Below are 23,823 nucleotides of genomic sequence, written 5' to 3'. Positions count from 1 at the left end.
TTAGTTTGATGGTATCAACCACCACATCGCATCAATATGATTTGAATTACCGTGTAGTCTAATCTCTCGCTGCCAACTCCAATAACTCTTTTTCATCAGGATACTTAACACCTAATGGTATCGCCTCGCGTATTACCCGAAACCTCTTTTTGCCAATAGTGTAATGCTGCAGCCCTTCTCCGCGTTGGGTGAAGTAAATAAGCCGGTCGGCATCTTTTGGCATGATGATGTAGGTGTAAAAGACAATATTGGGTCCTTTCTCCTTTACAGCTTGTTTGTTTCCGTCAACATCAAACTGGTCATAAACTGTATACGACGGGGTAACCGACCTTATTTGGCATATCTCGAGGTTATTCTGCGGAGCTTTCCATTTAATGATGGTGTGTTGACCGCTCTGAACTTTACTGAACTTAAAACCGCTTAAATTCATATCAGCATATTTCCTAAATACCCTTAGCCCGAGTTTGCCCTCCTTATCCATCAAAATGCCATGCTGATTTCCCAGTATTTGGCGGCGGTCGCGCTCAAAGTCGATTTTCAACTGCAGCGTGTCGGCAACAGGCGTAAACAACAATAAGTATATCAACAACAGCCTGATCATTGCTTACCTCTTCTCCACCCTATCGTAAAACCCGCCGAAAGAGTTCAGCTTCACGGCATCTTCGTTAAAGAAATCGCCGGGGAAGCCGAGTTCTATTTTGCTGGCATCATCCAGTTTTTTTATTTGCTCGGGGCTTAGTTTTACGTCAACGGTTTTCAGATTGTCTTTTAGCTGGTCAACCTTGGTGGCACCTACAATGGGTATGCACTGGAAACCTTTGCTCATGGTCCATTGCAGGGCTACGTGGCTTTCAGATACGCCGAGTTCGTCTGCAACTTCCATCACTACGCGGGTTATTTTTTCTGCTCGCTGGTTCAGGCGGTTGCTTTCGGGTTTTATGCGCCCTTTGTCGCCTTTTAGGTATTTACCGGTTAGTGCGCCGCCTGCCAGTGGTGCCCAGGGCGTAACCGTCATGCCGAAGTGTTTTGCCATGGGTATCAGTTCGCGTTCTGCCGTGCGGGCAAGCAGGCTATACTCCACCTGCAATGCTATGAACTGGCTCCAGCCCATTAGTTCGGCAAGGGTGTTGCCTTTTGCTACTACCCAGGCGGGGGTATCGCTAATGGCGGCGTAGGTTATTTTGCCCTGTTTTATCAGGTCGTCCATAGCGCGCAGTACTTCGTCTATCGGGGTTATATCGTCCCAAATGTGCAGATACAATACGTCAATAAAATCGGTTTTGAGGCGTTTTAGGCTTTCCTCCACACTGCGCATCATGTTTTTGCGGTTGTTGCCGCTGGCGTTGGGGTTGGTAATGTTATCCTTTAAGGTATACTTAGTGGCTACCACAAAATAGTCGCGGTCCTGGTTGCCCAGGTAATCGCCAATTATCTTTTCGCTGGTGCCCAGTTTATACATATTGGCGGTATCGAGAAAGTTGCCGCCAGCGTTGGCATAGGCATCCATTATCGCAAAGCTTGTTGCGGCATCGGCGCCCCAGCCGGCTTCGGTACCAAAACCCATGGTGCCCAGGCATAATTCGGAAACCTTAAGGCCCGAGCGGCCCAGTAATTTATATTTCATAAGCGGTAGTTTTTATATAGAACGGTTATAGCAAAGCTGCTGTTTTACGGGCTTAAATAAAAGCCGGCTGTAAACAATAATTACAGGCAATTGTAAATATTGGTAAATACCCGCCGCCATGAAAATTATAACCCTGCATAAACCGGTAAATATTAATGCGCTGTACCAACACATCAAACAAAGGCTAAACCCCATCTTCCGCGAGCAAAGGCAGGTTGATTTCGACCTTGTGATAGAAAACACTCCGGCAGGCATCACCATCAGCCAGCCCGAAATGTACGAGGGCGAGCTGTTTATTATTGCCGTGCAGGACGATGAGCTTTGGATAACCCGCAACGAGCATTATGTGGATGATGTAAATTCGGTAACCATAGAATCTATCCTGAATAGTTTATTCGATGATTTATCAGACGGTTTAGGTACCGACCTGGTATTAGAAGGGTAGCGCCTTTGGCATTTAGCCGATTATATATTTAGCTTTACATAAAAAGCCCTGATGCGGATAAAATATCTACTCCCCGTAATTTTATTATGCCTTTCGTTTAACCTGAAAGCGCAAACCATCCTTACGAATGGCGGCGTGCCTATCATCGTTAATAAGGATACTTTATTTAAGGTATACGCCGGGCAGGGCATGTTTGATGTACAGGAACGTGCGGAAGTTATTACCCGCCGCATAAATGGCTTGCTCAACAGTATTGATTTCAACCCAGATTCGTTAACCTTAACTAACGACACTTCGCTATCGGTTATCGCCTACAAATCGCAGGTGGTTATGGCGGTTAACGATAAAGATGCTTCTTTTACCGAACTGAACCGCGCTAAGCTTGCAGCTAACTATCTAACTATATTAAGGAAAAAGCTGGGAAATGTTTTCGAAAGGAATTCGCTGAAACAACTTACCGTAAACGTTTTGGAGGCGGTGGCTGTTGTTATTTTGCTGGTGATACTAATTTGGGGCGTAACCCGTGCCTTCCGTTGGCTCAAACTCAAAATTATTAAAGCGTGGGAAAGCCGCTTAGCCAAGCTGGCTGCAAAAGGAGCCCCTGTTGGTTATGCCAATCGCATATTCCCACTTATTAATAGTGTGCTGCGTATTGCAAGGCTCCTCATCATTATCCTGCTTGTATACTTAGCGTTGCCATTACTGTTTTATATCTTTCCCTCATCAAAGCCTTACGCTACGCTGTTGCTGGGTTATATTGTCGACCCGCTGAAAAGCATACTTGTAGCGTTTATCCATTACATCCCCAACCTGCTTACCATAGCCGTAATATTTACGGTTACCTATTATATAGTAAAGCTGGTAAAATTCATCGCCCGCGAAATTGAGCAGGGAGCATTTAGCATCAACGGCTTTTACCCCGAATGGGCAATGCCTACCTACAACATCATCAGGGTGTTGCTCTATGCCTTTATGTTTATTGTGATATTCCCCTATTTGCCGGGTTCCGATTCGAAAGTATTCCAGGGGGTTACTGTATTTTTGGGGGTGTTGTTCTCGTTCGGTTCCTCATCGGCAATATCCAACATGGTATCGGGCATTGTGCTTACTTATATGCGCCCCTTTAAAGCGGGCGACAGGGTGAAACTCGGCGAAATTACCGGAGATGTTATTGAGAAGAACATACTGGTAACCCGCGTGCGCACCATCAAAAACGAGGATATCACTATCCCCAACAGTACCATCCTCAACAGCCATACTGTAAACTATACTTCAACCGCAAAAACGCTGGGGCTGATACTGCATACCACCATTACTATTGGGTACGATGCCCCCTGGCAGCAAATACACCAGCTGTTGATAAGCGCAGCCGAAGCAACGGATGGTATACTGCCCGAACCCAAGCCCTTTGTGCTGCAAACCGCCCTGAACGATTTTAACGTGAGCTACCAGATAAACGCTTACACCGCGAGCCCCAACCAAATGGCGGCTATTTACTCGCGCCTGCACCAAAACATACAGGATAAATTTAACGAAGCCGGGGTAGAAATTATGTCGCCGCATTACAGTGCCCTGCGCGATGGTAACCACATCCAAATACCCGACGATTACCTGCCTAATGATTATAAAACTCCCGGATTTAATGTTAAACCAAGCGAATAAGCCTTAAAACAAAAAAGCCTGCATTGCAGCAGGCTTCAGTATTTTTAAGCGGGATGAACTATCCGTGTATCCAGCTGAATTTGTATTCGAGTTGCGGGTTTTTCATACGCTCGGCTACGCGAAGTAAACGGGCAGGCAGGTTCACAATGTAATCGCGTGCTTTTTCGCCGTCTTCTTTTAAGCCTGTAACGCTCTCAATGTGCCAGTCTTCTATCAGTTCTTTCAGGATGTCTACATAATCGATAGCGGTGTAAATACCCAGGCGTTCGGCAGCATCGGTAAAATGCCCGAAGGTTTGCCCTATTTTTAAGCCCACTTCGCGCAGGAAGTGTGCCGGCATTACTATCTTTTTACGCATCATATCTTCAAAAGCCAGCATCGCCTCGTTTTGGTCAACCTCAAATATTTTCTCGATGAAGTATTTGTAGGCTTTGGCGTGGCGTGCCTCGTCGCCGGCAATTACGCCGCACATTTTTGACAATAACGTATCGCCATCTTTCTTAGCTGCCGATGCCACCCTGCGGTGAGATACATTGGTAGCCAACTCCTGGAAGGATGTGTATATAAAGTTGCGGTATGGGTCGCGCCCGGTGCCTATGTCAAAACCATCGGCGATAAGCCATTGGGTGCTTACCTCCATCATGCGCATGTTTACGCGGCCGCTCAGGTAAAGGTATTTGTTCAGCAAATCGCCGTGGCGGTTCTCTTCGGCGGTCCAATGGCGGGTCCATTTCATCCAGCCACCATCTTCGTCTTTGCTCACACCTTCTACCATGGTCAACCACGATTCGTAGGTGGGCAGCGCTTCTTCGGTGATGGTGTCACCTATAAGTACCGCAATGAGGTCGTAAGAAAGCCCGCGGGCACTTTCCTGCAATTCTTTTATCTCGTTAAAAAACGTATCCCTTGATGCATCCGGTAAAAAATCCGATGGCTGCCAAATGGTATCAACGGGTTTCAGGAACTCGAACATCTTCTCGAGCATGTGCGGCTCGATATGCGACATAACCTCCTTACGTTTTTCTTCGAAAAAGTGCATAGTACTGTATTAGCTTACAAAGTTAAGCATTTAAATTATATAATTGTTTTACGGGCGGTAGCCAATCGCATCCTTCATTGCGCCCGATAAATTGTTCAGATTTGGTTCGCCGTTAAATATCGAAAAATTGGTGTTATAATCCCACAAAATTCCCGGAATATCTAAGGCTTTTAAAGTCTGCCTTACGGTTTTAATGTACCGCGCCCGGCTGTCCTCCTCGGTGTACTTTCGGTATACGCCATACTCGCCGCATATAATAGGTACAAAGTATTTATTGCCCCAGTTTTTTACTATCTGCAACTTATCGCGTACCGACTGCTCGTTGCCGTCCGTCCGGTATTGGTAGTAGTTGTTTTCGCCCCAGGTGCCAATTACCATGGGGTTTATAGCGGGGTAGGTTTTTACATTATAAGGGAACGGAATGCCGGTGGTGGCTACCTGGTCGCCCACCCAATCTGCCCCCTGGTGGGTAAACAAAAAGGGCTCGTAAAAATGGAAGGTGTAAATGATGTTCTCATCTGCCAGCCTTTCCATGCGGCTAAGCTCGTAAATACTGTTGTAGTTAGATGCGCCAACCAGCAGCGTGCGTTTCTTATCAAACTTGCGGATGGCGGTTACAATATTGTACGCAGCATCTTTCCACACTTTGGGGTCCATGTGGGGTGGCTCGTTGTATATCTCAAAAAAAAGTACATTGGGGCTCTCGCGGATGTACCTTTTAGTTAATAATAACCACGAGTTAATAACCTTTGGGGTTTCGGTGAGGTAATTATTATCATTTATTTTACCATAATGGTAATCTATTATCAACTTTATACCGTATAAACGGCACTGTTTCAAAACTTCATCAATGTGTGTAAATACTTTCTCAACGGGAATTTTTGTACTTTCGAAGTGTTCAAAGGCGACGGGCAGGCGGATAGTGGTGATCTTAAGCGTCCTCAATAACTCATAATCGCTTGTTTTTATGTGGCTTACGCTTAAAGCATCCTTATTCCACCACTGTTCGAGCCACGATACGCTCACCCCATTGTTTAAACTTTTGGCACGCTTAAATGCTTCCAACCTTTCGTTTGAGGGTGTTGGTTTGCTTTTTGCGTTAAGGCTATGCATAATTATAATTAAAGTTATAAATAGCATTCCTACGCGTTGTAAGGTAAAACAATGTGGTGTAAGGGTTGTAATTTTCACTTGAAATCAATATTGCGCTATTAACTGATCTGGAAATCTTATTATAATTAAACAACTAATGTTTGTTCAAATATCAAAAGAGGAATATAAAAAGGAAATCCTAAAAAAATCATGGTACCAAACCAATAATATTATCTGGACCATCATATTCCTGTACCCGGTGTTTAGTATAGTTGATTTTATTTATGCTAACACCATCTGGCTCCAATTTTTTATAGTACGCATAATTACCGTACTCATTGTGTTGGGGCTCTATAATTTCTTCCAGACCAAAAAGTACAATTACCGAAGTTTACTGCATCTCTGCTTCTTTATGCTCTCTATCACCACTGCATTGCTGTGTAACCTGGTGAGCCTACAAGCACAACTGATATACTTTTTAATGTATTCCATCATTATCCTGTTTTTTAACCTGCAGGTGTTTTGGGAACCCATTAACTCCATCATACAAATACTGATGGCGTTTTTGCTGTTGGCTATTTTCTACAACCTGTTCAGCGAGTTCCCATTGGAGCTGGTTATTAACAACGGCGGTAACTTCTTTGCGGTTATTGCTTTTATATCGTGCTTAATACCAAACGCACGCTACAAAGTTATGGCGCGCGATGTACGCTCGCAGATATTGATAGAAAAATCTAACGACCAGCTGAAAGAGCAAAACCGCGACATTAACGAGAAAAACAACATCATCGACAGGCAATACGAGCAACTGCGCAAATTAGATGAGCAGAAAAACAGCTTCATAAACATTGCCGGGCACGATTTGAAGAACCTTATAGGGCAGGTAATAATGAGCAATAACATGCTTAAAGAAGAAGATTACCGCCTTAGCTCTGATCAGAAAGAGATGAGCAATTACATATCCGAATCGGCAGAGAAGATGCAGTATATGCTGAACAAGCTGATGGATGTGAAAGAGATCGAGTCGCCGGAGATGAAGTTTAATATGGAGATATTCGACATTAATGCAGAGGTGATGCACGTATTTAAAGGCTTGCAGGAAACTGCCCAAATGAAGAACATCCATTTGGTTGATAACATACTTAAACTGCCTTTGAACGTGAAACTGGATAGGGTATTTGCAGGGCAGGTTTTCCAAAACCTACTCTCAAACGCTATAAAGTTCTCGCAAACAAACAACAATATAAAAATTGTTACCAGTTTACAGCGCCAGAAATTTGTGTTCGAGATTATTGATGAGGGCGTAGCCATTGGGCAGCAAGAGCTGGATATGATGTTTAATAAACTTAAAACCCTTAACGATGCATCATCAGGCTCAACTATGGAGAGCCGCCTGGGCTTAGGTTTATCCATTGCAAAACTAATGACCAAAGAGCTGGGTGGCGAACTGATGTACCGCAGCGACGATAATGGCAACTATTTTAGAGTAGAATTTTACGTAATTAACTAATACTGAAAAACCCGATGAAGAGATTATTAACCCTTTTAGCTTTCATTGTAATTAGCACGGCATCATTTGCCCAGGCGATAATATCGTTTAAGGCAATGGGGCACGATGACGACGAACCTGTTTACGGTATGAGCGGGGCAACCTCGTTCTACTTTAAAATTACCCCCCAGTACGAAATTACCGGCAGCAAACTGGTTATTTACTTTGAGCCATCGCAAGCTTTAATCCGCGAAAAATCTTACGTAAACTTATTTATAGGCCCAAAACCGGTTTATAGCGCCCGCTTAACTAAAGACAGTATCCAGAAGATATCTATCAACCTGAGCAAGGCTGATGTATCGCCGGATAACTACCTTAAAATGAGCGTAAAAACGCTGTTGACCATTACCGACGATATGTGCCGCGATTTGGACAACCCCGCTATGTGGTTGAAAATCAAAAACTACTCGTACCTGTCGTTAGTTAAAAGCCAAAAGAATTTCTTCAACAACATCAACATCAGCAATTGCTTTGATAGCAAAACCGCCATTGTATACCCGAGCAACCCCACCCTGCACGATTTGAAAGCCGTTGCATGGGCATACTCGCGCATGAAAAAAACGCAGCAAAAAAACATCGGCGTATACGAGGTGAACAAACTGCCCGATACTGTGCGCAACTACATTATGGTGGGCAATATGAACAGCCTGCCTGCCGATAAACGCCCTATGGTGAAAGTTACCCCGCAAAGCAGCCAGGGCTTGTTTTACCTGCACAAATCTATAAGCACCGTTACCGATACCATTACCCGCATGGTTGATGTGAAAGGGCAGTTAGTGCCTGTTAAATCGGTAGCATCTGAAGTGGTACCTACCGAGATATTGTTTGTTACCGGTGGCGACGATACAGGTTACGAAAAAACCATCACCGCACTGGGTAACATGAACATCCTTAACTCTACCTTCGGCGATTACCTGTTGGTAAATAAGGCACAAAACCAATTCTTTAAAACTATCGACGAAAACCGCTCTAAGCTTTCGTTGAAACAAATTGGCGGTGTTAGCGACTTCTTATCGGGTATCGGCTCGTTAAAAAGCGCCTTCAACTTTAAAAACTCCGATTTTAGCTTTACGCCAAAAGAGGTTGAGATACGCATAGTAGGTAACTACAGCAGCCTTAACCCAGGCGACCGTGGCTTCTTCAACATATACCTTAATGGTTTGTTGCTGAGCAGCGAGAAATTGGATGCATCGGGCAAGCTGAATACCACTGTAACCATTAACCGTTACCAGCACCACAAATACAACACGCTGGAAGCCGAGTTCCGCTTTTACCCTAACAACGGTAACTGTAAAAACAGCTTCACCAACTTCTTTGCCGAGGTTGACGTGGATAAATCGTACCTCGAATCGAAAAACCCTTTCATCACCAGCGACCTGAGCTTCTACCAATACCCGGAAGCCTTTAACAGCGGTACCACCAAAATTGTGGTTACTAAAGATTATGCCAAGTACGCTGCCGGTGCCATGGGCGAAATTATCTACGAGTTGAACAACAACATCAATGCTAACAACTTCCCTGAATTTGTTTACTCGAGCGATATCCCTGCTTCTGACCTGAAAAAGAACAACATCATCGCCCTGCTAAGCAAAGATGACCCGATGTACAAAGAGTTCCCGGATGCGCCTATCAATTTCGAGAAGAACTTCCGCCTCTATAATACCGATAACAATACCGTGGTATACTCGCTATCGGATACTACATCCAACGGTTTGGCGCAGATCTTCTACGGGCGCAGCAATAACGCTACACTGGTGTTAACTGCTACCGGCAAACACCCTGCCGAAGCATTCCTGAGTGCCTCAAAATCGATAACCGAACAGTTATCAACCCTGAGCAGCAACGTATGTATATCTGATGTGAACAACAACAAATACCTGTTCAACATTAACAAGAGCAGCGATAACCTGGAGTATATTGATACCAAGAGCGCGCTTACCCGTTTCTGGGATAGCTACAACCTGTACATATTGCTGGGTATATTGGTGCTGATACTATTATCGTTCCTGTACATCCGTTCTAAAGTTCAAAAATCACAAGAGTTATTTAATGATTAATGTGCCCGGCGCATATTCATTCTGTTAACCCTTTAATTTTGCTATAACAACGATGTCGATTCCTGAATTACTCATTAAGGACGGATTTATTACTGCCGATGACCGTGAGAAAATTGACAGATATTCGAGCGAGAGCGGGCTATCTTTTATCAAGATAGCCCTCACGCTCGGCTATATCTCGCGCAAGAACTACGAGCGGTCGCTGAACGAGGTGGGCATAGAGTTCGCCCAGATACGGGAGATGGAGTACGACCAGGATGTGCTCGACAAAATCGACCTCTCCTTCGCCAACGAACACCTTGCCCTGCCCCTGCGCATAGAGAACGGCAAAGTGGTAACCGTAATGGCTAACCCCGATGATGAGCTTTTTGTAGACTTTATAAAGTTCACTTACGATTTAGAGCCGCACATCATCATCGCATCCGACTTGGATATTACCTGGCTGAGCAATAAACTCATCGGCGAGAAATACGTAAAATCATCCGTATTCGAGTTGCTGAAGCGCGACCCGGATAGCTCTGCCGTAGTAACCTTTTCATCGGCACAGCTGGTATTTATATTTATACTGATAGGCGTGGTAGCCGTTGGTTTGGTGATGAGCTTTAAAAACACCTCCATCATCCTCAACGTTATCATTAGCTCGTTCTTCCTGGTTGCTATTATATTTAAGCTGTTCCTTGCTCTTGTGGGGTCGAGGTTCGAGCTGCACCAGGCGGTTACTAAAGAGGAGTTGAAGCTTACTATTGATGATGAGCTGCCCATCTACACCATACTGCTGCCGGTATACAAAGAAGATAAGCTGATAAAAAAACTCATCTGGAACTTACAGGCGATAGATTACCCCCGCCACAAGCTGGATGTAAAGTTGCTGATAGAGGAAGACGACGATAAAACGCTGAACGCGGTGCGCAACCTCGATTTCCCTGCCATTTTTGAGGTGCTTGTAGTGCCTTACCACATGCCTAAAACCAAACCCAAGGCATGTAACTACGGCTTGCACTTTGCCCGCGGTAAATACCTTACCATTTACGATGCCGAGGATATCCCCGATACCGACCAGTTGAAGAAAGTGGTATCGTTGTTCGGCAAGCTGCCTTCGGAGTACATTTGCGTGCAGAGCGCCCTCAACTACTTCAACCGTAACGAGAACTTCCTTACCCGTATGTTTACCCTCGAGTATTCGTACTGGTTCGACTATATGCTGCCCGGGTTGGATACACTCGATATCCCCATCCCATTGGGTGGTACCAGTAACCACTTTAAACTGCAGGAGCTGATAGACCTTGGCGCGTGGGACCCATTCAACGTAACCGAAGATGCCGACTTAGGCGTGCGCGCTTATGCAAAGGGGCACAAAATTGCCATCATCAACTCTACCACCTACGAGGAAGCCAACAACGAACCCTTTAACTGGATTCGCCAACGCAGCCGCTGGATTAAAGGCTACATGCAAACCTACCTGGTGCACATGCGCGACCCGGTTAAACTGGTGAAGAAAATTGGCTGGAAAGGTTTCCTGGGCTTCAACTTCTTCATCGGCGCTACGCCTGTTATATTTTTGGTGTACCCGCTGTTGCTAACGTTCTTTATCTGCTATATCATCTTCGACCTTTCGTCTATCCGCACCCTCTTTCCGGATTGGGTGTTGTTTATGTCGATATTCAACCTCATGGTGGGTAACATACTGATGATATACGTGAACATGATGGCGGTATTTAAACGCCGCTACTACGAGCTGATTTTGTTTGCCATAGCCAACCCTATTTACTGGCTAATGCACAGCATATCGGCATACAAAGGGCTGTACCAGCTGGTTACTAACCCATTCTATTGGGAAAAAACCAACCACGGCTTAAGTAAAGTAAATAACCCAACAAACGTTGTAAAATAAAACATGAGAATCAGCAGGTCTGTATATCTACTTTTCCTCACGGTGGTACTTATTATTTACTACCTGGTGGCTGCCGTATACCTCAATAATTTGGGGTACTACAACCACGAGTCGTTGTTTTACATCGAAAAAACGCGCATTGTATTTGATGGTGTTGGCGCACGCCTGAAGGTTATGGGGCTTACCTCGCCCATGATCCCCTTCATGGCTACCTTCTTTTTCACCAATATAAGTTACACGCTGGCGCCTGCGCTGGCAAGCGCATTGGGTACGGGCTTACTATTTTTTGTAATAGCAAGCACCCTCATCAAACGCCGCGACGACGACTTTTTTATGTACCTGCTGCTTGCCATATTCCTGTTTCACCCGGGCATATTGTACACGGCAGCATCGGGCAAGAGTACCTATCTGGTGCTCATGTTCTTCTTCCTGTTCTTCCTCAACCTGCTCAAATTTTACCGCAGCAATACTACCTTCCACGTATCTATTGCCAGTATATGTTTGGTAACGCTTATTTTTTGCGATTATAAGTTTGTGTGGCTCACGCTCTTCTTTTTACCGCTGGTGCTTACCATTACCATACACAGCTTAAATTTGGGCGAGCAGGAGAGTATCTTCCGTTTGTTCCTCAGCTTTAACAGCCCATCGCTGCGCCGTAAACTGGTAAACAAAACCTTTGCGCTGTACATCATCATCTTCGCGCTGCCGCTGGTTGCCGTGCTTTGCTACAAGCTGCTAAACCTTACCCACGCCAGCGACCTTAACTACTTTAACGAAAGCCCCTACGCTACCTGGAACGTACTGATAGATAAGCTAAGCTTCGACCAGCAGACCACCAACACCAACTACCAGATACCCGAGATAAGCCTGCTGATAAGCGCGCGCGTGCTGATGTTTTGCCCCATGATACTGATAGCCATCTACCTTTTCAGGGAGAGTACCTACCAGATATTGACTTTGCTTACACCCTTCGCGTTCATCGAGTTTTTACACCTCAAATACGATAAGGTATACATTGCCTACCAGTACTACATGGTGTTTTTGGTGCTGGCTTTCTTGTGCGTAATGTTTAAATCGCAAACGGTTAAAAACCAGAAAACCTTCCGGCTGATACTCGCAGTAACCGTTATTGTGCAGCTGTACACCGGCTGGTACTTCCTCAAAACATCGCCCATTGCCGAAGACCGCAACTTCCTGAGCGTACTAACCAAACGCACCGAAGACGAAACCCAAAGCGATAACGCCGATATTGCCGGCTACATCAACAGCCTGCCCGACGATGTGCACATCCTTTTAGATGATGCCACCGCCTACGGCGTAGTTGCCTTTGTTAACCAACAGAAGATAAAAGCCCTCACCATGCCCTACCAGGACAACTTCCTGAGCGGTGTAGAATCGCCGGATAAAGCTGCCGACTACATACTAATAGCAACCGACAAGAACCTGGTAACCGGCTACACCCAGCTAAACAACCGCTACTTAGTGAGCATAAAACGCACCCTGCCCCAACTGGTATTCAAACGCGTATACGAAACCGACAACTGGATAATGTTTAGGGTGGTTAAATAGATTTTGGGATTTCACCGATGGGGGATTGATTCCACCGATTAAGAAAATACGAAAGGGGCTAAGGTAGGTTGAACTACTTTAGCCCCTTTTGTTTATCGGCTATTTTTCTGAACCATGATTTTCCTGATTTTAGGATTATCTGATGCGATACGCTAATCGGAGAATCCTAAAATCAAGCGCATCATGGTTCAGACAATATGATTGTCCGATGCGATACGTCAATCGGAAAATCCCATAATCAAGCGCATCATGGTTCAGACAATGAACTGCTCACTGCAAACCGCGAACTGTCAACTGCCAACCGCCTACTGCAAACTGTCTTCCTCATCCTCCACATTGCCGTCGGACCCAACCAGTGGGGTATCTTCCGCATCGGTATTGCCGAGGCTTACAGGTTTAATGGTGCCCGCATCATCATGCGGATTAGCGAAATCGCCCTCTAAAGGAGCCGACAGTTCCGTTTCTTCTTCGGGATGTTTAAATATGTTCTTCGATGCCATAATAGGTAATGTTTGGGCAGAACATAATACAAAAGCGGTGCCGAAAATAAACAGTAAAGGTACTGCAGCAGCAAATAGGGCAGGTTCCGCCCCGCTTTCCGCTCATACGCGCACAAGGCATTACGCGCGAAGCCGGTATACGCTGCAATCGGGTTTATTGCCGAGCGGCAGCTTCATCTGCACATCCGCACATCCAAGGGTGTCCGTCCGTCCGGAAGTGCCTATGTTGCGGATAGGGTACGGACAAATATCACTTGCGCCAACAGCTTGCTACCACGACACCCGCCTAAGTAACTGATTTTGTTCATAATCCAAGGTTATTTTTATACCTTGCATAACCAATTTAAACCTATGCCAAACACAAAAACTCGAAAAATCTCATTTAATACCATTATTAAAAGACAATGGTCAACGCGAGTGGAAACCCCCTTCTTTGCTATAGCTGACGTTATTAAGTATGTACTCTCTCTTAATAAAAAAGGGAAACAGTTCGAAATGAAGGAAGACAAATTTTGTCTCCTACAAACAGCGAAAGCAGAGCGGGATGTCGATACAGTATTGATATCAGGTTTCTTTAAAAGTGCCAGGCACACATTCAGACCCAATTTAATTGACAGACAGACCGGTGAAGAGCGACCAAGCCCGAAGAGACTTTCCGAAGGAGATATTGAAAAAACCCACTTTGCGTTTAAAATCACTAAAAGCGAAGTTTTTTTGGTTGTAGAAATAAATGGCAATGGGATTTCAGCAAATCAGATAGTAGAATACTTCGGTGCTTTCACAAAGAAGTATCTAACTTCGAAAGGCGAACCCAAAAACTTTACAATTGTGTTCTTCAAAATTGGCAGGGAAGACTTTTTGGAAGAAATAAAGTCCATGAAAACAATAAGGTTAGCCAAAGTCTTTTTCGATAAAAAGCTTTTGGGAAGTAATTGTTTAGCTTTTTCAAATAGAACGAGTAATCTCCAACGAGACATTGAGTTAACAGTAAAGGCAGAAAGCCGGTCCGATATTACGGAAACTGCCATAGATTTTTATAATTCCTTTACCAACAAAACCGAAAAAAGTATATCTAAAGTTCGAATTGAGGGAAAAGATAGAAACGGAACTGAAGTTGCTTTAGATACATCATTTATGGAAAAACTGGATAGCGTCGATGTATCCATAAATGCGACTACAGGAGAAGTTGAAACAACAGAAATGCTCTCTTCGCTTAAAGCGTTTACAAAGGACTTGAAATAATTAATATTATGTGGCTATTAGTTTTCTTAGAATATTTTAAAATAAGCAATACGAAAGCCCTATTGATAAATTTTTCCATAGCGGCGTTAATTTGCGTTAGCATTTTCTACTATCGCGACCCTATAAACTTTGCAAAATATATTGACCAATTTGTAAGTAATTCTACAAGTGTATTAAGCCTACTTGTTGGATTCACCGTTGCAATGTTTACTTTACTAATAACCGCATCCAATCCGAATATTGATGAAATTAAAACGGTGCTGACGGAGTTCGTTCTTTACAACGAAAAGGTTAGTATTTATAAGATGCTATTAATCAAAATGGTCTATATCATACTAATTGAAAGCATACTGTTGTTATTTAATTTGTTGTATCCTTTCTTCTTTGAGGCAACAACCCGGGTGGGAAAAATCTTCTTTGGTATTGATGCGTTTTTAACCACACATATCATATTGGCGAACATAAATAACACCGTTGATTTATATTTCGTACTAACAAAAAAAAATAATTAGTTGTATTTAGAATACGATAGGAGCGGATTATTAACTAAGGAAAGGACCGAAATTTATAAATTAACATAAAAACTTAAGTTGTCATTTACAGTTATCTTATCCATGTTTTTAATTTTTTCTCTATCACTGAGAAGCTCAACTGGGTAGAATGTTTGAACTCGTAAATAATCTTGAGTGATACCGCCCTTAAGAGATTTCGTCATTGACCTGAACCAAATTGCATAATCAACACTCTTTAGATTAAAAAAGATAACTTGTTTATTGAAATACGTACAATCAACCGTCTGTTGATACTCAATGAGAATAGATAATATTTCTTTAGGAATATTTTTAAAATCAATTACGCCATTTCTGTGATAAGTTTTGCCGGGACGATTGAATTTAACATCGGCTGCAAAATGTGCAAACAATGTATGTACATATACAAAACTATCTACTACGATTAAATTACCGCATAGTGTCAAAATTTCTTCCTGCTGTTTATTTTCTTCATAGTATTCACGAACTTGATAATAAACGTATTTACTATGTAGAGTTAGCGCCTTTTCAATGTATTTATGTCGATTTGAGCCTTCTCCGAGGCTTTTTGAATAGTCGACAACTTCCTTTATCAATCTTATGGTCTCAGTAGCCACTGTTTGCAACAGAAATGAGCCGAATTTACTACCATGAATTGTGTTCTTCCATTCTTCAAAATGTTGCTGTAGCAAAGCGACATCAATGATTTTTCTTTCTGGAGATATTGTTGTTGTGTCGCTATTTTTAATCTCACCCCATCCCTCATGGTCATCCCAGTACAGCAGGTATTTTTCCCAAAATAAAAAATCTGAACACTGTGTAAAATCTTCTGCTTTTAACGACTTAGCACTTTTATCATCAGAATAAGTATGCTTTAGTCCTAAACAAACGAACTTAGATTCAGCAAGCGATAAATCTTCGTTATTTATTAGTTTATTGATTAAAGCTTGCGTGACTTCATTAAATTTCTCGTCTGATGCATTATTTAAATTAAGTAACTCTTCTCGTGTGTAAGTCATGATATTATTTTTAACAATACAAATATGATTATTAAATTGGTTTGATAATCTGTAGATAGATTTTGACTATCCATCATCCCGTCCGTCCGCCGAGACAAGCCCCATCCTTTGGACACCTTGCGGACAAACCATCCCACCCAAAAACTTTTCCACCAGAAATCCACATCGCTATAAATACTAAAAATATTAGCATAATTTTGCGATATGCCAATGAAGTTTAGGAAGGTGTATGTGGTGGTTTGCGATAACCATATTTTTAGCCCTCATAATTACATGAGTGTTGAAATGTATAGCAAGCGCGATAATGCCGATAGGGCGTGCAAACGGCAGCAGGATAAAGCCAACGAGGAAGCGAGAATGCTTTATAAAGCTAACAAGCCTATACCTCAATACAAAGTGCATGGCTTTTACCTGGTGCACGAGAAGCTTTTTTAATTAAGCAGGGCGTGTCCGTCCGCCAACACAAGCCCCACCCTTTGGACACCTCGCGGACAAACCCTTAAAATCCCCCGAAAACCACATCCGCAATATCCACCCCTTGCTTGCGGTTTTCTTCGGTGGCGTGCTGCTCCAGCATTGCCGATACTTCTATGCGCAGGGCGGGGTTTTCGCGCTGTAGCTGTCGGGCTTTGGCGAGCCATTTATCGTAACCATTAACATCGGGGAAGAGCATTACTTTGCGCCCGGCGAGGATGCGGCATTTGTCGGTGTTCAAGCCGTCGAGGCTGCCGCAGGCGAGCCAGGTGAAGGCGGGCATGAGGGCGCTGGCTATAATGGCGGTTTTCTCGCTTTCTACAATGGCTACGGGTATGTGGGGGGCTTCGGGCAGCAGGTGTTCGCCAAACAGGCATTGCCTTAACTTGAAGTTTGCAGTTTGCGGTTGGCAGTTTGCAGAGCTTGCCTGAAAGTTTGCAGTTCGCGGTGGGCAGTTTGCAGAATTTTGCTGGTTCGCAGTTTGCGGTGGGCAGTTTGCAGAGCTTTCTTTACTGCTAACTGCAAACTGTCCACTGCCAACTGAGGACTGCACACTGCTAACTGAAAACTGCTTACTTATCAGCGTGTGCATCCACGTAATGTGGTTGTGGGGCTGCTTTACGCGCTTGCCGGTTTGCTTATTGTACAGCATTACCTTGCCCGTGCGCAGGTTGCCCTTTGCATCCAACTGCCAAAAAACGGTAGCGCCCTCCCAATGGCTGTGGGTGCCTATGCGGTACCTGCCCACCAGCGTATCGGCAACATCAAACCCGAAACGCGCAATAAGGTACTGCACAAAGTTATTCTTATCGTAATCAACAAAGCTGTTATTAGCGTACCAGGCATCGATGAATAGTTCGGGGGAGGTGGGTAGTTTTAAGTCCGAAGTCCTAAGTCTTGAGTCGGAAGATAGTCTTGAGCCTGAAGTCGGAAGCCCATAGTGGGAAGATAGTCCTGAGCCCGAAGTCGGAAGTCTATAGTGGGAAGTACCGGGCTTACTTCGCACTACCGACTTCCTCAAAGAGCTGCCGGGGCGTATAGTGGTAGCCGCAATTGTCGGCGCGGTCGCATTTGCCGGCGTGAGGGGCAAGGGTTTCGCCTGTGTCGGTATCAATATAGCGGGTAAAGGTTTTACGGCTGTTGCAGGCAGGGCAGGTGTGGCGGCTTTGCATGCCTTGGTAGGGTTGCAGGGTGTATTTGTGCATTGGCTTGGATGTGCAGATGATGTTGGGATAGCACGTATTGTGGCTATACTTTGTGGTTAATTGCATGCGGGCCACAAGCCGGGGACGCTTGCGGCAGCGGGAGATACCGGTGGCAGGGCATCTGCACATTTGTAATTTGCACATCTGCACATCTCCATGTCCGTCCGTCACTAAATACCACGGCACCTCGGGACGGACGGACAAAACGGTATTAGCCGGCTAAGCAGCTTTCAATATCCTGTCGACCTTTTGATGCGATATGCCCATAGTTGTACCAATTTGGCGCAGGGTTAAGCCTTCTTCGCGTAGTTGCATTGCCTGTTGCAACAGTTCAATATCTGTAAGGCTTTTCTGCCTGTCTTCCAGCTGCTGCCACTCGTGCCCGAAGCCTACAAAACTATAATGCAAAAAGTTGTAAGGCTTGCTTATGCGGCACAGGCATACATTACTTTCGCCATACACTTGCTCGGTATTACGTTGCTTTATCTGCTTAAGGTAGCGCAGGGTACTATCGGCATTGCTTTCGCCAATGGCAAAGGCGCTGTCGCAAAAGTTCATCAGCATTTTACTGCCTTGCAAATGGTTGCGGGTTATGGGTTGGGTAAGGTCGCGCTTAGGGGTGTGCGCCAGTACCAGTATGCTAAGCCCGTGTTTGTTTTTCAGGTTCTTCAGCTCCTTCATCAGTGGCAGGGCACCGTTGGCTTGTTCGGTTTCGTTACGCAGGTAGGTGAGGTTATCAATAATAAGCACCTTGGCGTTGGTTGCCACTACGGTGCGTTCCAAATCGTAAATAAGGTACTGGTCAAAATCGTCGAAACCGTTGGGCAGCTCAATATCGGGGTTAATTTTAGCACGCAAAAAGCCGGGCATAAACTGGTAATGGTTGGTATAATCCTGCGAGTAGCGTGCCTCAAATTGTTTATCGGTTAGTTCAAAATCGCAATACACAACAGTTTGGGCTTCGGCTTCCACATCAAAAGGTGCATTGGCACTGCCTTTGGTAATGGCATCGGCAATTTGCACTGCCAGTATGCTTTTGCCCAGGTTGCTATCGGCAAATAAAATACACACCTCTCCCTGGTGCCAAAATTTACCGAAAAGCATTTTAGGGATAGCGGCATCCCTTGCTTCGGTTATCCAATGGTTAGCTTCGCGCACCATCAGCACGCTATCCTCAATAACTTCGGGTTGGTTAAGCTGCTGCAGGCTTTGTTGTTGCAGGTGTTCGGCATGTATACTCATGCTTTGGGCTTGGTTTTGTTGCATATATAAATGATTAAAAAATGGCATTTTTTAATACAGCCCCTCCAATAGCCTATAGTATATAAGGGCTTTAAAGGCATTGGAAGGAAGGCTTTAGCGTGGCTTAGTGCGTTTGTCCGTCCGCCGGGAAGTACTGTTTTTTATGGACAGGCTTGCGGACAAAGCATTTTAACCACCCCGAATTGGATTTTACAACCCGCGGGATGCTTATAAGTATAGAAAGGGCAGGGGGTGTTTACCTGTAGGGGTGAATTATTTTTTGTCCGCAAAGCAGGGGCTATTTATTTCGGACGGACAGGGCTGCGGATGTGCAGATGTGCGAATTACAGATGTGCAGATGAAGATTTAGGATGACCTGCGATATTGGAATGCTTTGTGGTTACCTTGCATGCGGGTCACAAGCCGCGGACGCTTGCGGTAGCGATAGGCAGCGATGGACGAGCTTCCTTTCTCAAACCTCACATCTAATATCTCAAATCTCCTTCGGCGCTATCCAAAAGTTATTAAAGCCTAAGCCTATTTGTATATCTATCATTTCCTGCTGAAGCATCTCCAGCACGGCGAGGAAGTTGTATACAAAGTGCACCTTGTTTTCGCTGCCTTCGGCTATGTTTTTAAAATCGAGGCGTTTGTTTATTTGGAGGAGGTTTTGGATGGCTTGCTTCTGCTTTTCTATAGTGTAGGGGTACTGTACCACCGTGTGGGTAACCTGCTCGCTGCGGGTGAGGTATTGGCGCATCAGGCGGTTGTATACCGTCATCAGTTTATACAGGTTCAGTTCAGATAGTTCTTCGCCGGGGGTAACAACCTTTTCTACCTGCTCCAAATCGGTTTTAATGTTGCCGCGGCGCTCCTGTTTAAAGCGTTCATCTTCAAAGGGGCGTATCTCCTCGCAAACTTCCTTGAATTTTTTGTACTCTATCAGCTTGCGTATCAGCCCTTCTTTGGTATCAAGCTCGTTCTCTTCCTCGCCGGTATTGTATCGCGGCAGCAGCATTTTTGCCTTGATGCGCATGAGGGTGGCAGCCACGAAGATGAACTCGCTGGCAAGCTCCATGTTCAGCACCGTCATCTGGTGTATGTAGTTCAGGAAGTCGTCGGTAATTTTGGCGATGGGGATATCGTGTATATCCAGCTCGTCGCGCTCTATGAAGAAGAGCAGCAGGTCGAACGGTCCTTCGAACTGGGGGAGCTTTATCGCGAAATCGTTATCCAACATTGGGTTCAAATTTAGAGATATTCCGGATAACCAAAAGGCATTGATATTCCCAAAAGAAATAATTACCTTTATTCTATTCTAAATTTGTCACTTAATATAGCTTACTTTGTAGGTTAAATTTTTCTAACGAATGTCCATGCAGGTACCCGCCGGTGAATTATTAAAAAACATCGCATACCCTTCTGATCTAAAGCAACTTAAGGAAGAAGACCTGAAAAAGGTGTGCGACGAACTGCGCCAGTATATTATTGATGTTGTATCGGTAAACGGGGGGCATTTTGCCGCCAGCCTGGGCGTGGTAGAACTAACGGTTGCCCTGCAATATGTACTGAACACCCCTTACGACCAATTGGTTTGGGATGTAGGGCACCAGGCATACGGGCACAAAATACTCACCGGGCGCCGCGAGCAATTTCACACTAACCGTATTCATGGCGGCTTAAGCGGTTTCCCTAAACGCAGCGAAAGCGAATACGATACCTTTGGCGTTGGGCACTCCTCTACTTCCATTTCGGCAGCGCTGGGCATGGCGGTAGCATCGCAATACAAAGGCGAAACCGACAGGCAGCACGTAGCCGTAATTGGCGATGGCTCCATGACCGCCGGGCTTGCCTTTGAAGCCCTTAACCATGCAGGTATAGAGAACAGCAACCTGCTGGTGATACTGAACGATAACAACATGGCGATTGACCCCAACGTGGGCGCGCTGAAAGAATACCTAACGGATATTACCACCTCTAAACCCTACAACAGGTTTAGGGATGATATTGCCACCGTGCTCACCAAGCTATCGGCAATTGGTCCGGATGCGTTTAAAATTGCCAAGAAGATAGAGAAAAGCATAAAAGGCACGCTGCTTAAACGCAGCAACTTCTTCGAGGCGCTGAAGTTCCGCTATTTTGGTCCTATTGACGGGCACGATGTGGAGCATTTGGTAAAAGTACTGAAAGACCTGCGCGATATACCGGGACCAAAACTGCTGCATTGCATTACCGTAAAAGGTAAAGGCTACGCCCTGGCAGAAAAAGACCAAACCAAATGGCATGCCCCGGGCTTGTTCGATAAGATAACCGGCGAAATAAAAAAGGCTAAATTTGATAAGCCGCAACCACCCAAGTACCAGGATGTTTTTGGGCATAGCATTATTGAGCTTGCCGAGGCTAACCCTAAAATTATGGGTATTACGCCTGCCATGCCGTCGGGTTGTTCGCTCAACCTCATGATGAAGGCTATGCCGCACCGCGCGTTCGACGTGGGCATTGCCGAACAGCATGCTGTTACCTTCTCTGCCGGTTTGGCTACACAGGGCTTAGTGCCCTTCTGTAACATATACAGCAGCTTTATGCAGCGCGCTTACGACCAGGTGATACACGATGTTGCCCTGCAAAAGCTCAACGTTATCTTCTGTTTAGACCGTGCAGGTATTGCGGGTGCCGACGGTGCCACTCACCACGGCGCATACGACCTTGCCTACATGCGCTGCATACCCAATATGGTGGTAAGCGCCCCTATGAATGAGGAAGAACTGCGCAACCTGATGTATACAGCACAGCTGGAAAACATGGGTCCGTTCTGCATACGTTACCCGCGCGGCAACGGTGTTATGGTTGATTGGCAGAAGCCATTCAAAGCTATACCGGTTGGCAAAGGGCGCAAGGTAAGCGATGGCGAAGAAGTTGCCATAGTATCGATAGGCGCTATAGGTAACGAAGTGGTGAAAGCCACCGCCCAGTTGAACGAGCTTGGCTACTACCCCGCCCATTACGACCTCCGCTTTGTAAAACCCCTTGATGCCGCCATGCTGCACGAGGTGTTCAGCAAGTTCGGCTGCGTAATTACGGTTGAAGATGGTTGTTTAGAAGGCGGTATGGGTACAGCCCTGCTGGAGTTTATGGCTGATAACAATTACCAAAACGTAAACGTGATACGCCTCGGCATCCCCGATGCTTTTATAGAACACGGCGAGCAACCCGAGCTATGGGCAGAATGCGGCTACGATGCGGCATCAATAGTAGCCAAAGTGCAAAGCCTGGATATTAAATGCAATAAGCATACTATAGCGTCGTAAAAAAGAATCAAGAGTTAAGAAGCAAGAATCAAGATTATAATAAAAAAGCGATTAGGGTGACCAATCGCTTTTTTTTAAGTTGTATCTCGACTATTTTAAATAATCCGGTAATTTCAATTTGCTAAGGGTTTCTTTAGCTTCTGCCACTTTCTTTAAAACAAAGGGATCGTTAGCATGGCTTTTCATGTTAGGGTCGATAGTCATTTTGCCTTCGCCTTTTTTTGTTTTCTTAACTATAGTCATCACAACTCCTTTCTTTTATATCAAATATAACCATTTATTTCCTCTTAATCAAAAAGCTGTCGTAGTTAACGTTATTTTGAAATGTATACAATTCATTGTCTTTTATCCCAAAAACATCAAAATCCATGCTAATTTCGGCATACAAGCGGCTAATACTCATTTGATATAATCTTGTTCGCGCCGGCGTACTCCCTTTAGCATAAATCAGATGATTACCGAAATGGTCACAAAAATTATTTATCGTTTTTGCTACAGTAGCCAATACTATATCTCTATCCTTATTATCAGTTACAGCTTTATCATCAATTTCTCCATCAACCGAACTTTCATCTCCAAATGCTAAATTGTAAATAGTAGGATCATCCTGAAATTTAGAATAGATGATTTTCTTTTTTATCTTTCCGTTGGGACCTTCGCTATAAAAAGAAAATTCTTGAAAATCTTTACCGGCTTTGTAATCATAACTTTCTAAATGCATCAGGTAATAATAAGATTTTCAAAAATAAATTCAAATGCAATTGACGCCTGCGAACATTCTTTCCGCTACATTTGGCTATCATGGCAAAACTTTTAGATAAAATAGCGATAGTTGATGTTGAAGCTACTTGCTGGGAGGGCGCTGCGCCCGAGGGCATGGAGAGCGATATTATTGAAATTGGCATTTGCCTGCTGGATGTAAACACCGGTGAAATTACCGATAATAGAGGTATCCTGATAAAACCTGAGCGCTCCACCATTAGCGAGTTTTGCACTTCGCTTACCACCATTACACCCGAAATGGTAGCCGCCGAGGGCGTAAGCTATAAAGAAGGCTGCGCGATACTGAAGAAGCAATACCTAACCCAAAGCCGTGCCTGGGCAAGCTTCGGCGGGTACGATGCCAAGCAGTTTCAGCGGCAAAGCACGGCGGCGGGTGTGGGGTATCCGTTCAGCCCCTCGCATATCAATGTGAAAACCTTGTTCGCGCTCAAAAAGAAATTGCCTTTTGAACAAGGCATGGCAGGCGCGTTAGACATACTCAACATCCCCTTAGAAGGCACCCACCACCGCGGCGTTGATGATGCAAAAAACATAGCCAAAATACTTTGGTGGATATTGAATAACTAAGAAACAAAAAAAGCGATTGGGATGA

22 protein-coding genes are annotated in these 23,823 nt (G+C 44.7%); 10 read left to right on the top strand and 12 right to left on the bottom strand.

Features of this window, described 5'->3' with window-relative positions:
• Window positions 1-58: 58 nt before the first annotated feature.
• Window positions 59-601 carry a hypothetical protein gene (locus BC343_RS16555; protein WP_078348926.1) on the bottom strand — a complete coding sequence of 181 codons (543 nt, stop codon included), beginning with the start codon at window positions 599-601 and terminating at the stop codon, window positions 59-61.
• A 3-nt stretch (window positions 602-604) separates the two neighbouring features.
• The gene (locus BC343_RS16550; RefSeq protein ID WP_078348925.1) at window positions 605-1,624 is read right to left on the bottom strand and encodes an aldo/keto reductase; all 1,020 of its coding nucleotides are present in this window, start codon (window positions 1,622-1,624) and stop codon (window positions 605-607) included.
• A gap of 118 nt (window positions 1,625-1,742) precedes the next feature.
• Between BC343_RS16550 and BC343_RS16545 the strand changes: the two genes are divergently transcribed.
• Both BC343_RS16545 and BC343_RS16540 read left to right on the top strand, forming a co-directional pair.
• Window positions 1,743-2,069 carry a hypothetical protein gene (locus BC343_RS16545; RefSeq protein WP_078348924.1) on the top strand — a complete coding sequence of 109 codons (327 nt, stop codon included), beginning with the start codon at window positions 1,743-1,745 and terminating at the stop codon, window positions 2,067-2,069.
• 51 nt (window positions 2,070-2,120) lie between these two features.
• Window positions 2,121-3,731 carry a mechanosensitive ion channel family protein gene (locus BC343_RS16540; RefSeq protein WP_078348923.1) on the top strand — a complete coding sequence of 537 codons (1,611 nt, stop codon included), beginning with the start codon at window positions 2,121-2,123 and terminating at the stop codon, window positions 3,729-3,731.
• Window positions 3,732-3,789: 58 nt separating this feature from the next.
• Here the strand turns inward: BC343_RS16540 and BC343_RS16535 are convergent, their stop codons facing one another.
• Together BC343_RS16535 and BC343_RS16530 are read right to left on the bottom strand one after the other, a co-directional pair.
• The gene (locus BC343_RS16535) at window positions 3,790-4,770 is read right to left on the bottom strand and encodes an acyl-ACP desaturase (RefSeq protein WP_078348922.1); all 981 of its coding nucleotides are present in this window, start codon (window positions 4,768-4,770) and stop codon (window positions 3,790-3,792) included.
• A 48-nt stretch (window positions 4,771-4,818) separates the two neighbouring features.
• Complete coding sequence (locus BC343_RS16530; protein ID WP_162276886.1) at window positions 4,819-5,883, bottom strand: glycoside hydrolase family 5 protein; 1,065 nt, start codon at window positions 5,881-5,883, stop codon at window positions 4,819-4,821.
• A gap of 136 nt (window positions 5,884-6,019) precedes the next feature.
• Here BC343_RS16530 and BC343_RS16525 point away from each other — a divergent pair, with 136 nt between their 5' ends.
• Genes BC343_RS16525 through BC343_RS16510 form a run of 4 tightly spaced genes read left to right on the top strand, consistent with a single transcriptional unit; the run spans window position 6,020 to window position 12,928 of the window.
• The gene (locus BC343_RS16525; protein WP_078348920.1) at window positions 6,020-7,372 is read left to right on the top strand and encodes an ATP-binding protein; all 1,353 of its coding nucleotides are present in this window, start codon (window positions 6,020-6,022) and stop codon (window positions 7,370-7,372) included.
• A gap of 14 nt (window positions 7,373-7,386) precedes the next feature.
• Entirely contained in the window at window positions 7,387-9,468 is a 2,082-nt protein-coding gene (locus tag BC343_RS16520) for a cellulose biosynthesis cyclic di-GMP-binding regulatory protein BcsB (protein ID WP_078348919.1), read from the top strand.
• A 52-nt stretch (window positions 9,469-9,520) separates the two neighbouring features.
• Window positions 9,521-11,359 (top strand): glycosyltransferase, encoded by a 1,839-nt coding sequence (locus tag BC343_RS16515; protein WP_078348918.1) that lies wholly within the window; start codon window positions 9,521-9,523, stop codon window positions 11,357-11,359.
• Between the two features lie 3 nt (window positions 11,360-11,362).
• Window positions 11,363-12,928: a hypothetical protein gene (locus BC343_RS16510; RefSeq protein WP_143822236.1), complete on the top strand. Its 1,566-nt coding sequence runs from the start codon at window positions 11,363-11,365 to the stop codon at window positions 12,926-12,928.
• Between the two features lie 305 nt (window positions 12,929-13,233).
• Here BC343_RS16510 and BC343_RS16505 read toward each other — a convergent pair whose 3' ends face one another.
• Window positions 13,234-13,428, bottom strand: coding sequence for a hypothetical protein (locus BC343_RS16505; protein WP_078348916.1), 195 nt, complete (start codon window positions 13,426-13,428; stop codon window positions 13,234-13,236).
• Window positions 13,429-13,779: 351 nt separating this feature from the next.
• Here BC343_RS16505 and BC343_RS16500 point away from each other — a divergent pair, with 351 nt between their 5' ends.
• Window positions 13,780-14,670, top strand: coding sequence for a hypothetical protein (locus BC343_RS16500; RefSeq protein ID WP_078348915.1), 891 nt, complete (start codon window positions 13,780-13,782; stop codon window positions 14,668-14,670).
• 565 nt (window positions 14,671-15,235) lie between these two features.
• On the opposite strand, the gene BC343_RS16490 is transcribed toward BC343_RS16500, so the two are convergent.
• Window positions 15,236-16,219, bottom strand: a complete 984-nt coding sequence (locus BC343_RS16490) for a hypothetical protein (protein ID WP_078348913.1) — start codon at window positions 16,217-16,219, stop codon at window positions 15,236-15,238.
• Window positions 16,220-16,429: 210 nt separating this feature from the next.
• Between BC343_RS16490 and BC343_RS16485 the strand changes: the two genes are divergently transcribed.
• The gene (locus BC343_RS16485; protein ID WP_078348912.1) at window positions 16,430-16,654 is read left to right on the top strand and encodes a hypothetical protein; all 225 of its coding nucleotides are present in this window, start codon (window positions 16,430-16,432) and stop codon (window positions 16,652-16,654) included.
• A 64-nt stretch (window positions 16,655-16,718) separates the two neighbouring features.
• Here the strand turns inward: BC343_RS16485 and BC343_RS16480 are convergent, their stop codons facing one another.
• From BC343_RS16480 to BC343_RS16465, 4 genes are all read right to left on the bottom strand, one after another.
• On the bottom strand, window positions 16,719-17,489 hold the full coding sequence (locus tag BC343_RS16480; protein ID WP_078348911.1) for a DUF6371 domain-containing protein: 771 nt from the start codon (window positions 17,487-17,489) through the stop codon (window positions 16,719-16,721).
• Window positions 17,490-17,688: 199 nt separating this feature from the next.
• Entirely contained in the window at window positions 17,689-17,898 is a 210-nt protein-coding gene (locus BC343_RS16475; RefSeq protein WP_078348910.1) for a PG0870-related protein, read from the bottom strand.
• Between the two features lie 219 nt (window positions 17,899-18,117).
• On the bottom strand, window positions 18,118-19,164 hold the full coding sequence (locus BC343_RS16470; RefSeq protein ID WP_143822235.1) for an AAA family ATPase: 1,047 nt from the start codon (window positions 19,162-19,164) through the stop codon (window positions 18,118-18,120).
• Window positions 19,165-19,633: 469 nt separating this feature from the next.
• Window positions 19,634-20,380, bottom strand: a complete 747-nt coding sequence (locus BC343_RS16465) for a segregation and condensation protein A (protein ID WP_078348909.1) — start codon at window positions 20,378-20,380, stop codon at window positions 19,634-19,636.
• Between the two features lie 136 nt (window positions 20,381-20,516).
• On the opposite strand from BC343_RS16465, the gene dxs reads away from it, so the two are divergent.
• Window positions 20,517-22,448, top strand: coding sequence for a 1-deoxy-D-xylulose-5-phosphate synthase (gene dxs, locus BC343_RS16460; protein ID WP_078348908.1), 1,932 nt, complete (start codon window positions 20,517-20,519; stop codon window positions 22,446-22,448).
• Between the two features lie 90 nt (window positions 22,449-22,538).
• Here dxs and BC343_RS31215 read toward each other — a convergent pair whose 3' ends face one another.
• Together BC343_RS31215 and BC343_RS16455 are read right to left on the bottom strand one after the other, a co-directional pair.
• Window positions 22,539-22,691 carry a hypothetical protein gene (locus tag BC343_RS31215; RefSeq protein WP_202909810.1) on the bottom strand — a complete coding sequence of 51 codons (153 nt, stop codon included), beginning with the start codon at window positions 22,689-22,691 and terminating at the stop codon, window positions 22,539-22,541.
• A 34-nt stretch (window positions 22,692-22,725) separates the two neighbouring features.
• Window positions 22,726-23,169, bottom strand: a complete 444-nt coding sequence (locus BC343_RS16455; protein WP_078348907.1) for a DUF6934 family protein — start codon at window positions 23,167-23,169, stop codon at window positions 22,726-22,728.
• Window positions 23,170-23,249: 80 nt separating this feature from the next.
• Here BC343_RS16455 and BC343_RS16450 point away from each other — a divergent pair, with 80 nt between their 5' ends.
• Window positions 23,250-23,798 carry a 3'-5' exonuclease gene (locus BC343_RS16450; RefSeq protein ID WP_078348906.1) on the top strand — a complete coding sequence of 183 codons (549 nt, stop codon included), beginning with the start codon at window positions 23,250-23,252 and terminating at the stop codon, window positions 23,796-23,798.
• Window positions 23,799-23,823: the final 25 nt, after the last annotated feature.

This window comes from Mucilaginibacter pedocola, assembly GCF_002013915.1.
In the GTDB taxonomy this organism is placed as follows: domain Bacteria; phylum Bacteroidota; class Bacteroidia; order Sphingobacteriales; family Sphingobacteriaceae; genus Mucilaginibacter; species Mucilaginibacter pedocola.
The sequence above is the reverse complement of the archived record's forward strand: the minus strand, read 5'-3'. Positions and strand labels throughout refer to the sequence as shown.

Excerpts from the sequence above, each read along its gene's own strand:
- BC343_RS16545 (WP_078348924.1), top strand. The coding sequence starts at position 1,743 with ATGAAAATTATAACCCTGCATAAACCGGTAAATATTAATGCGCTGTAC.
- BC343_RS31215 (WP_202909810.1), bottom strand. The coding sequence starts at position 22,691 with ATGACTATAGTTAAGAAAACAAAAAAAGGCGAAGGCAAAATGACTATC.
- BC343_RS16550 (WP_078348925.1), bottom strand. The coding sequence starts at position 1,624 with ATGAAATATAAATTACTGGGCCGCTCGGGCCTTAAGGTTTCCGAATTA.
- BC343_RS16555 (WP_078348926.1), bottom strand. The coding sequence starts at position 601 with ATGATCAGGCTGTTGTTGATATACTTATTGTTGTTTACGCCTGTTGCC.
- BC343_RS16465 (WP_078348909.1), bottom strand. The coding sequence starts at position 20,380 with ATGTTGGATAACGATTTCGCGATAAAGCTCCCCCAGTTCGAAGGACCG.
- BC343_RS16540 (WP_078348923.1), top strand. The coding sequence starts at position 2,121 with ATGCGGATAAAATATCTACTCCCCGTAATTTTATTATGCCTTTCGTTT.
- BC343_RS16525 (WP_078348920.1), top strand. The coding sequence starts at position 6,020 with ATGTTTGTTCAAATATCAAAAGAGGAATATAAAAAGGAAATCCTAAAA.
- BC343_RS16505 (WP_078348916.1), bottom strand. The coding sequence starts at position 13,428 with ATGGCATCGAAGAACATATTTAAACATCCCGAAGAAGAAACGGAACTG.
- BC343_RS16510 (WP_143822236.1), top strand. The coding sequence starts at position 11,363 with ATGAGAATCAGCAGGTCTGTATATCTACTTTTCCTCACGGTGGTACTT.
- BC343_RS16450 (WP_078348906.1), top strand. The coding sequence starts at position 23,250 with ATGGCAAAACTTTTAGATAAAATAGCGATAGTTGATGTTGAAGCTACT.
- BC343_RS16470 (WP_143822235.1), bottom strand. The coding sequence starts at position 19,164 with ATGCAACAAAACCAAGCCCAAAGCATGAGTATACATGCCGAACACCTG.
- BC343_RS16455 (WP_078348907.1), bottom strand. The coding sequence starts at position 23,169 with ATGCATTTAGAAAGTTATGATTACAAAGCCGGTAAAGATTTTCAAGAA.
- BC343_RS16485 (WP_078348912.1), top strand. The coding sequence starts at position 16,430 with ATGAAGTTTAGGAAGGTGTATGTGGTGGTTTGCGATAACCATATTTTT.
- BC343_RS16530 (WP_162276886.1), bottom strand. The coding sequence starts at position 5,883 with ATGCATAGCCTTAACGCAAAAAGCAAACCAACACCCTCAAACGAAAGG.
- BC343_RS16535 (WP_078348922.1), bottom strand. The coding sequence starts at position 4,770 with ATGCACTTTTTCGAAGAAAAACGTAAGGAGGTTATGTCGCATATCGAG.
- BC343_RS16490 (WP_078348913.1), bottom strand. The coding sequence starts at position 16,219 with ATGACTTACACACGAGAAGAGTTACTTAATTTAAATAATGCATCAGAC.
- BC343_RS16520 (WP_078348919.1), top strand. The coding sequence starts at position 7,387 with ATGAAGAGATTATTAACCCTTTTAGCTTTCATTGTAATTAGCACGGCA.
- BC343_RS16515 (WP_078348918.1), top strand. The coding sequence starts at position 9,521 with ATGTCGATTCCTGAATTACTCATTAAGGACGGATTTATTACTGCCGAT.
- BC343_RS16475 (WP_078348910.1), bottom strand. The coding sequence starts at position 17,898 with ATGCACAAATACACCCTGCAACCCTACCAAGGCATGCAAAGCCGCCAC.
- BC343_RS16500 (WP_078348915.1), top strand. The coding sequence starts at position 13,780 with ATGCCAAACACAAAAACTCGAAAAATCTCATTTAATACCATTATTAAA.
- dxs (WP_078348908.1), top strand. The coding sequence starts at position 20,517 with ATGCAGGTACCCGCCGGTGAATTATTAAAAAACATCGCATACCCTTCT.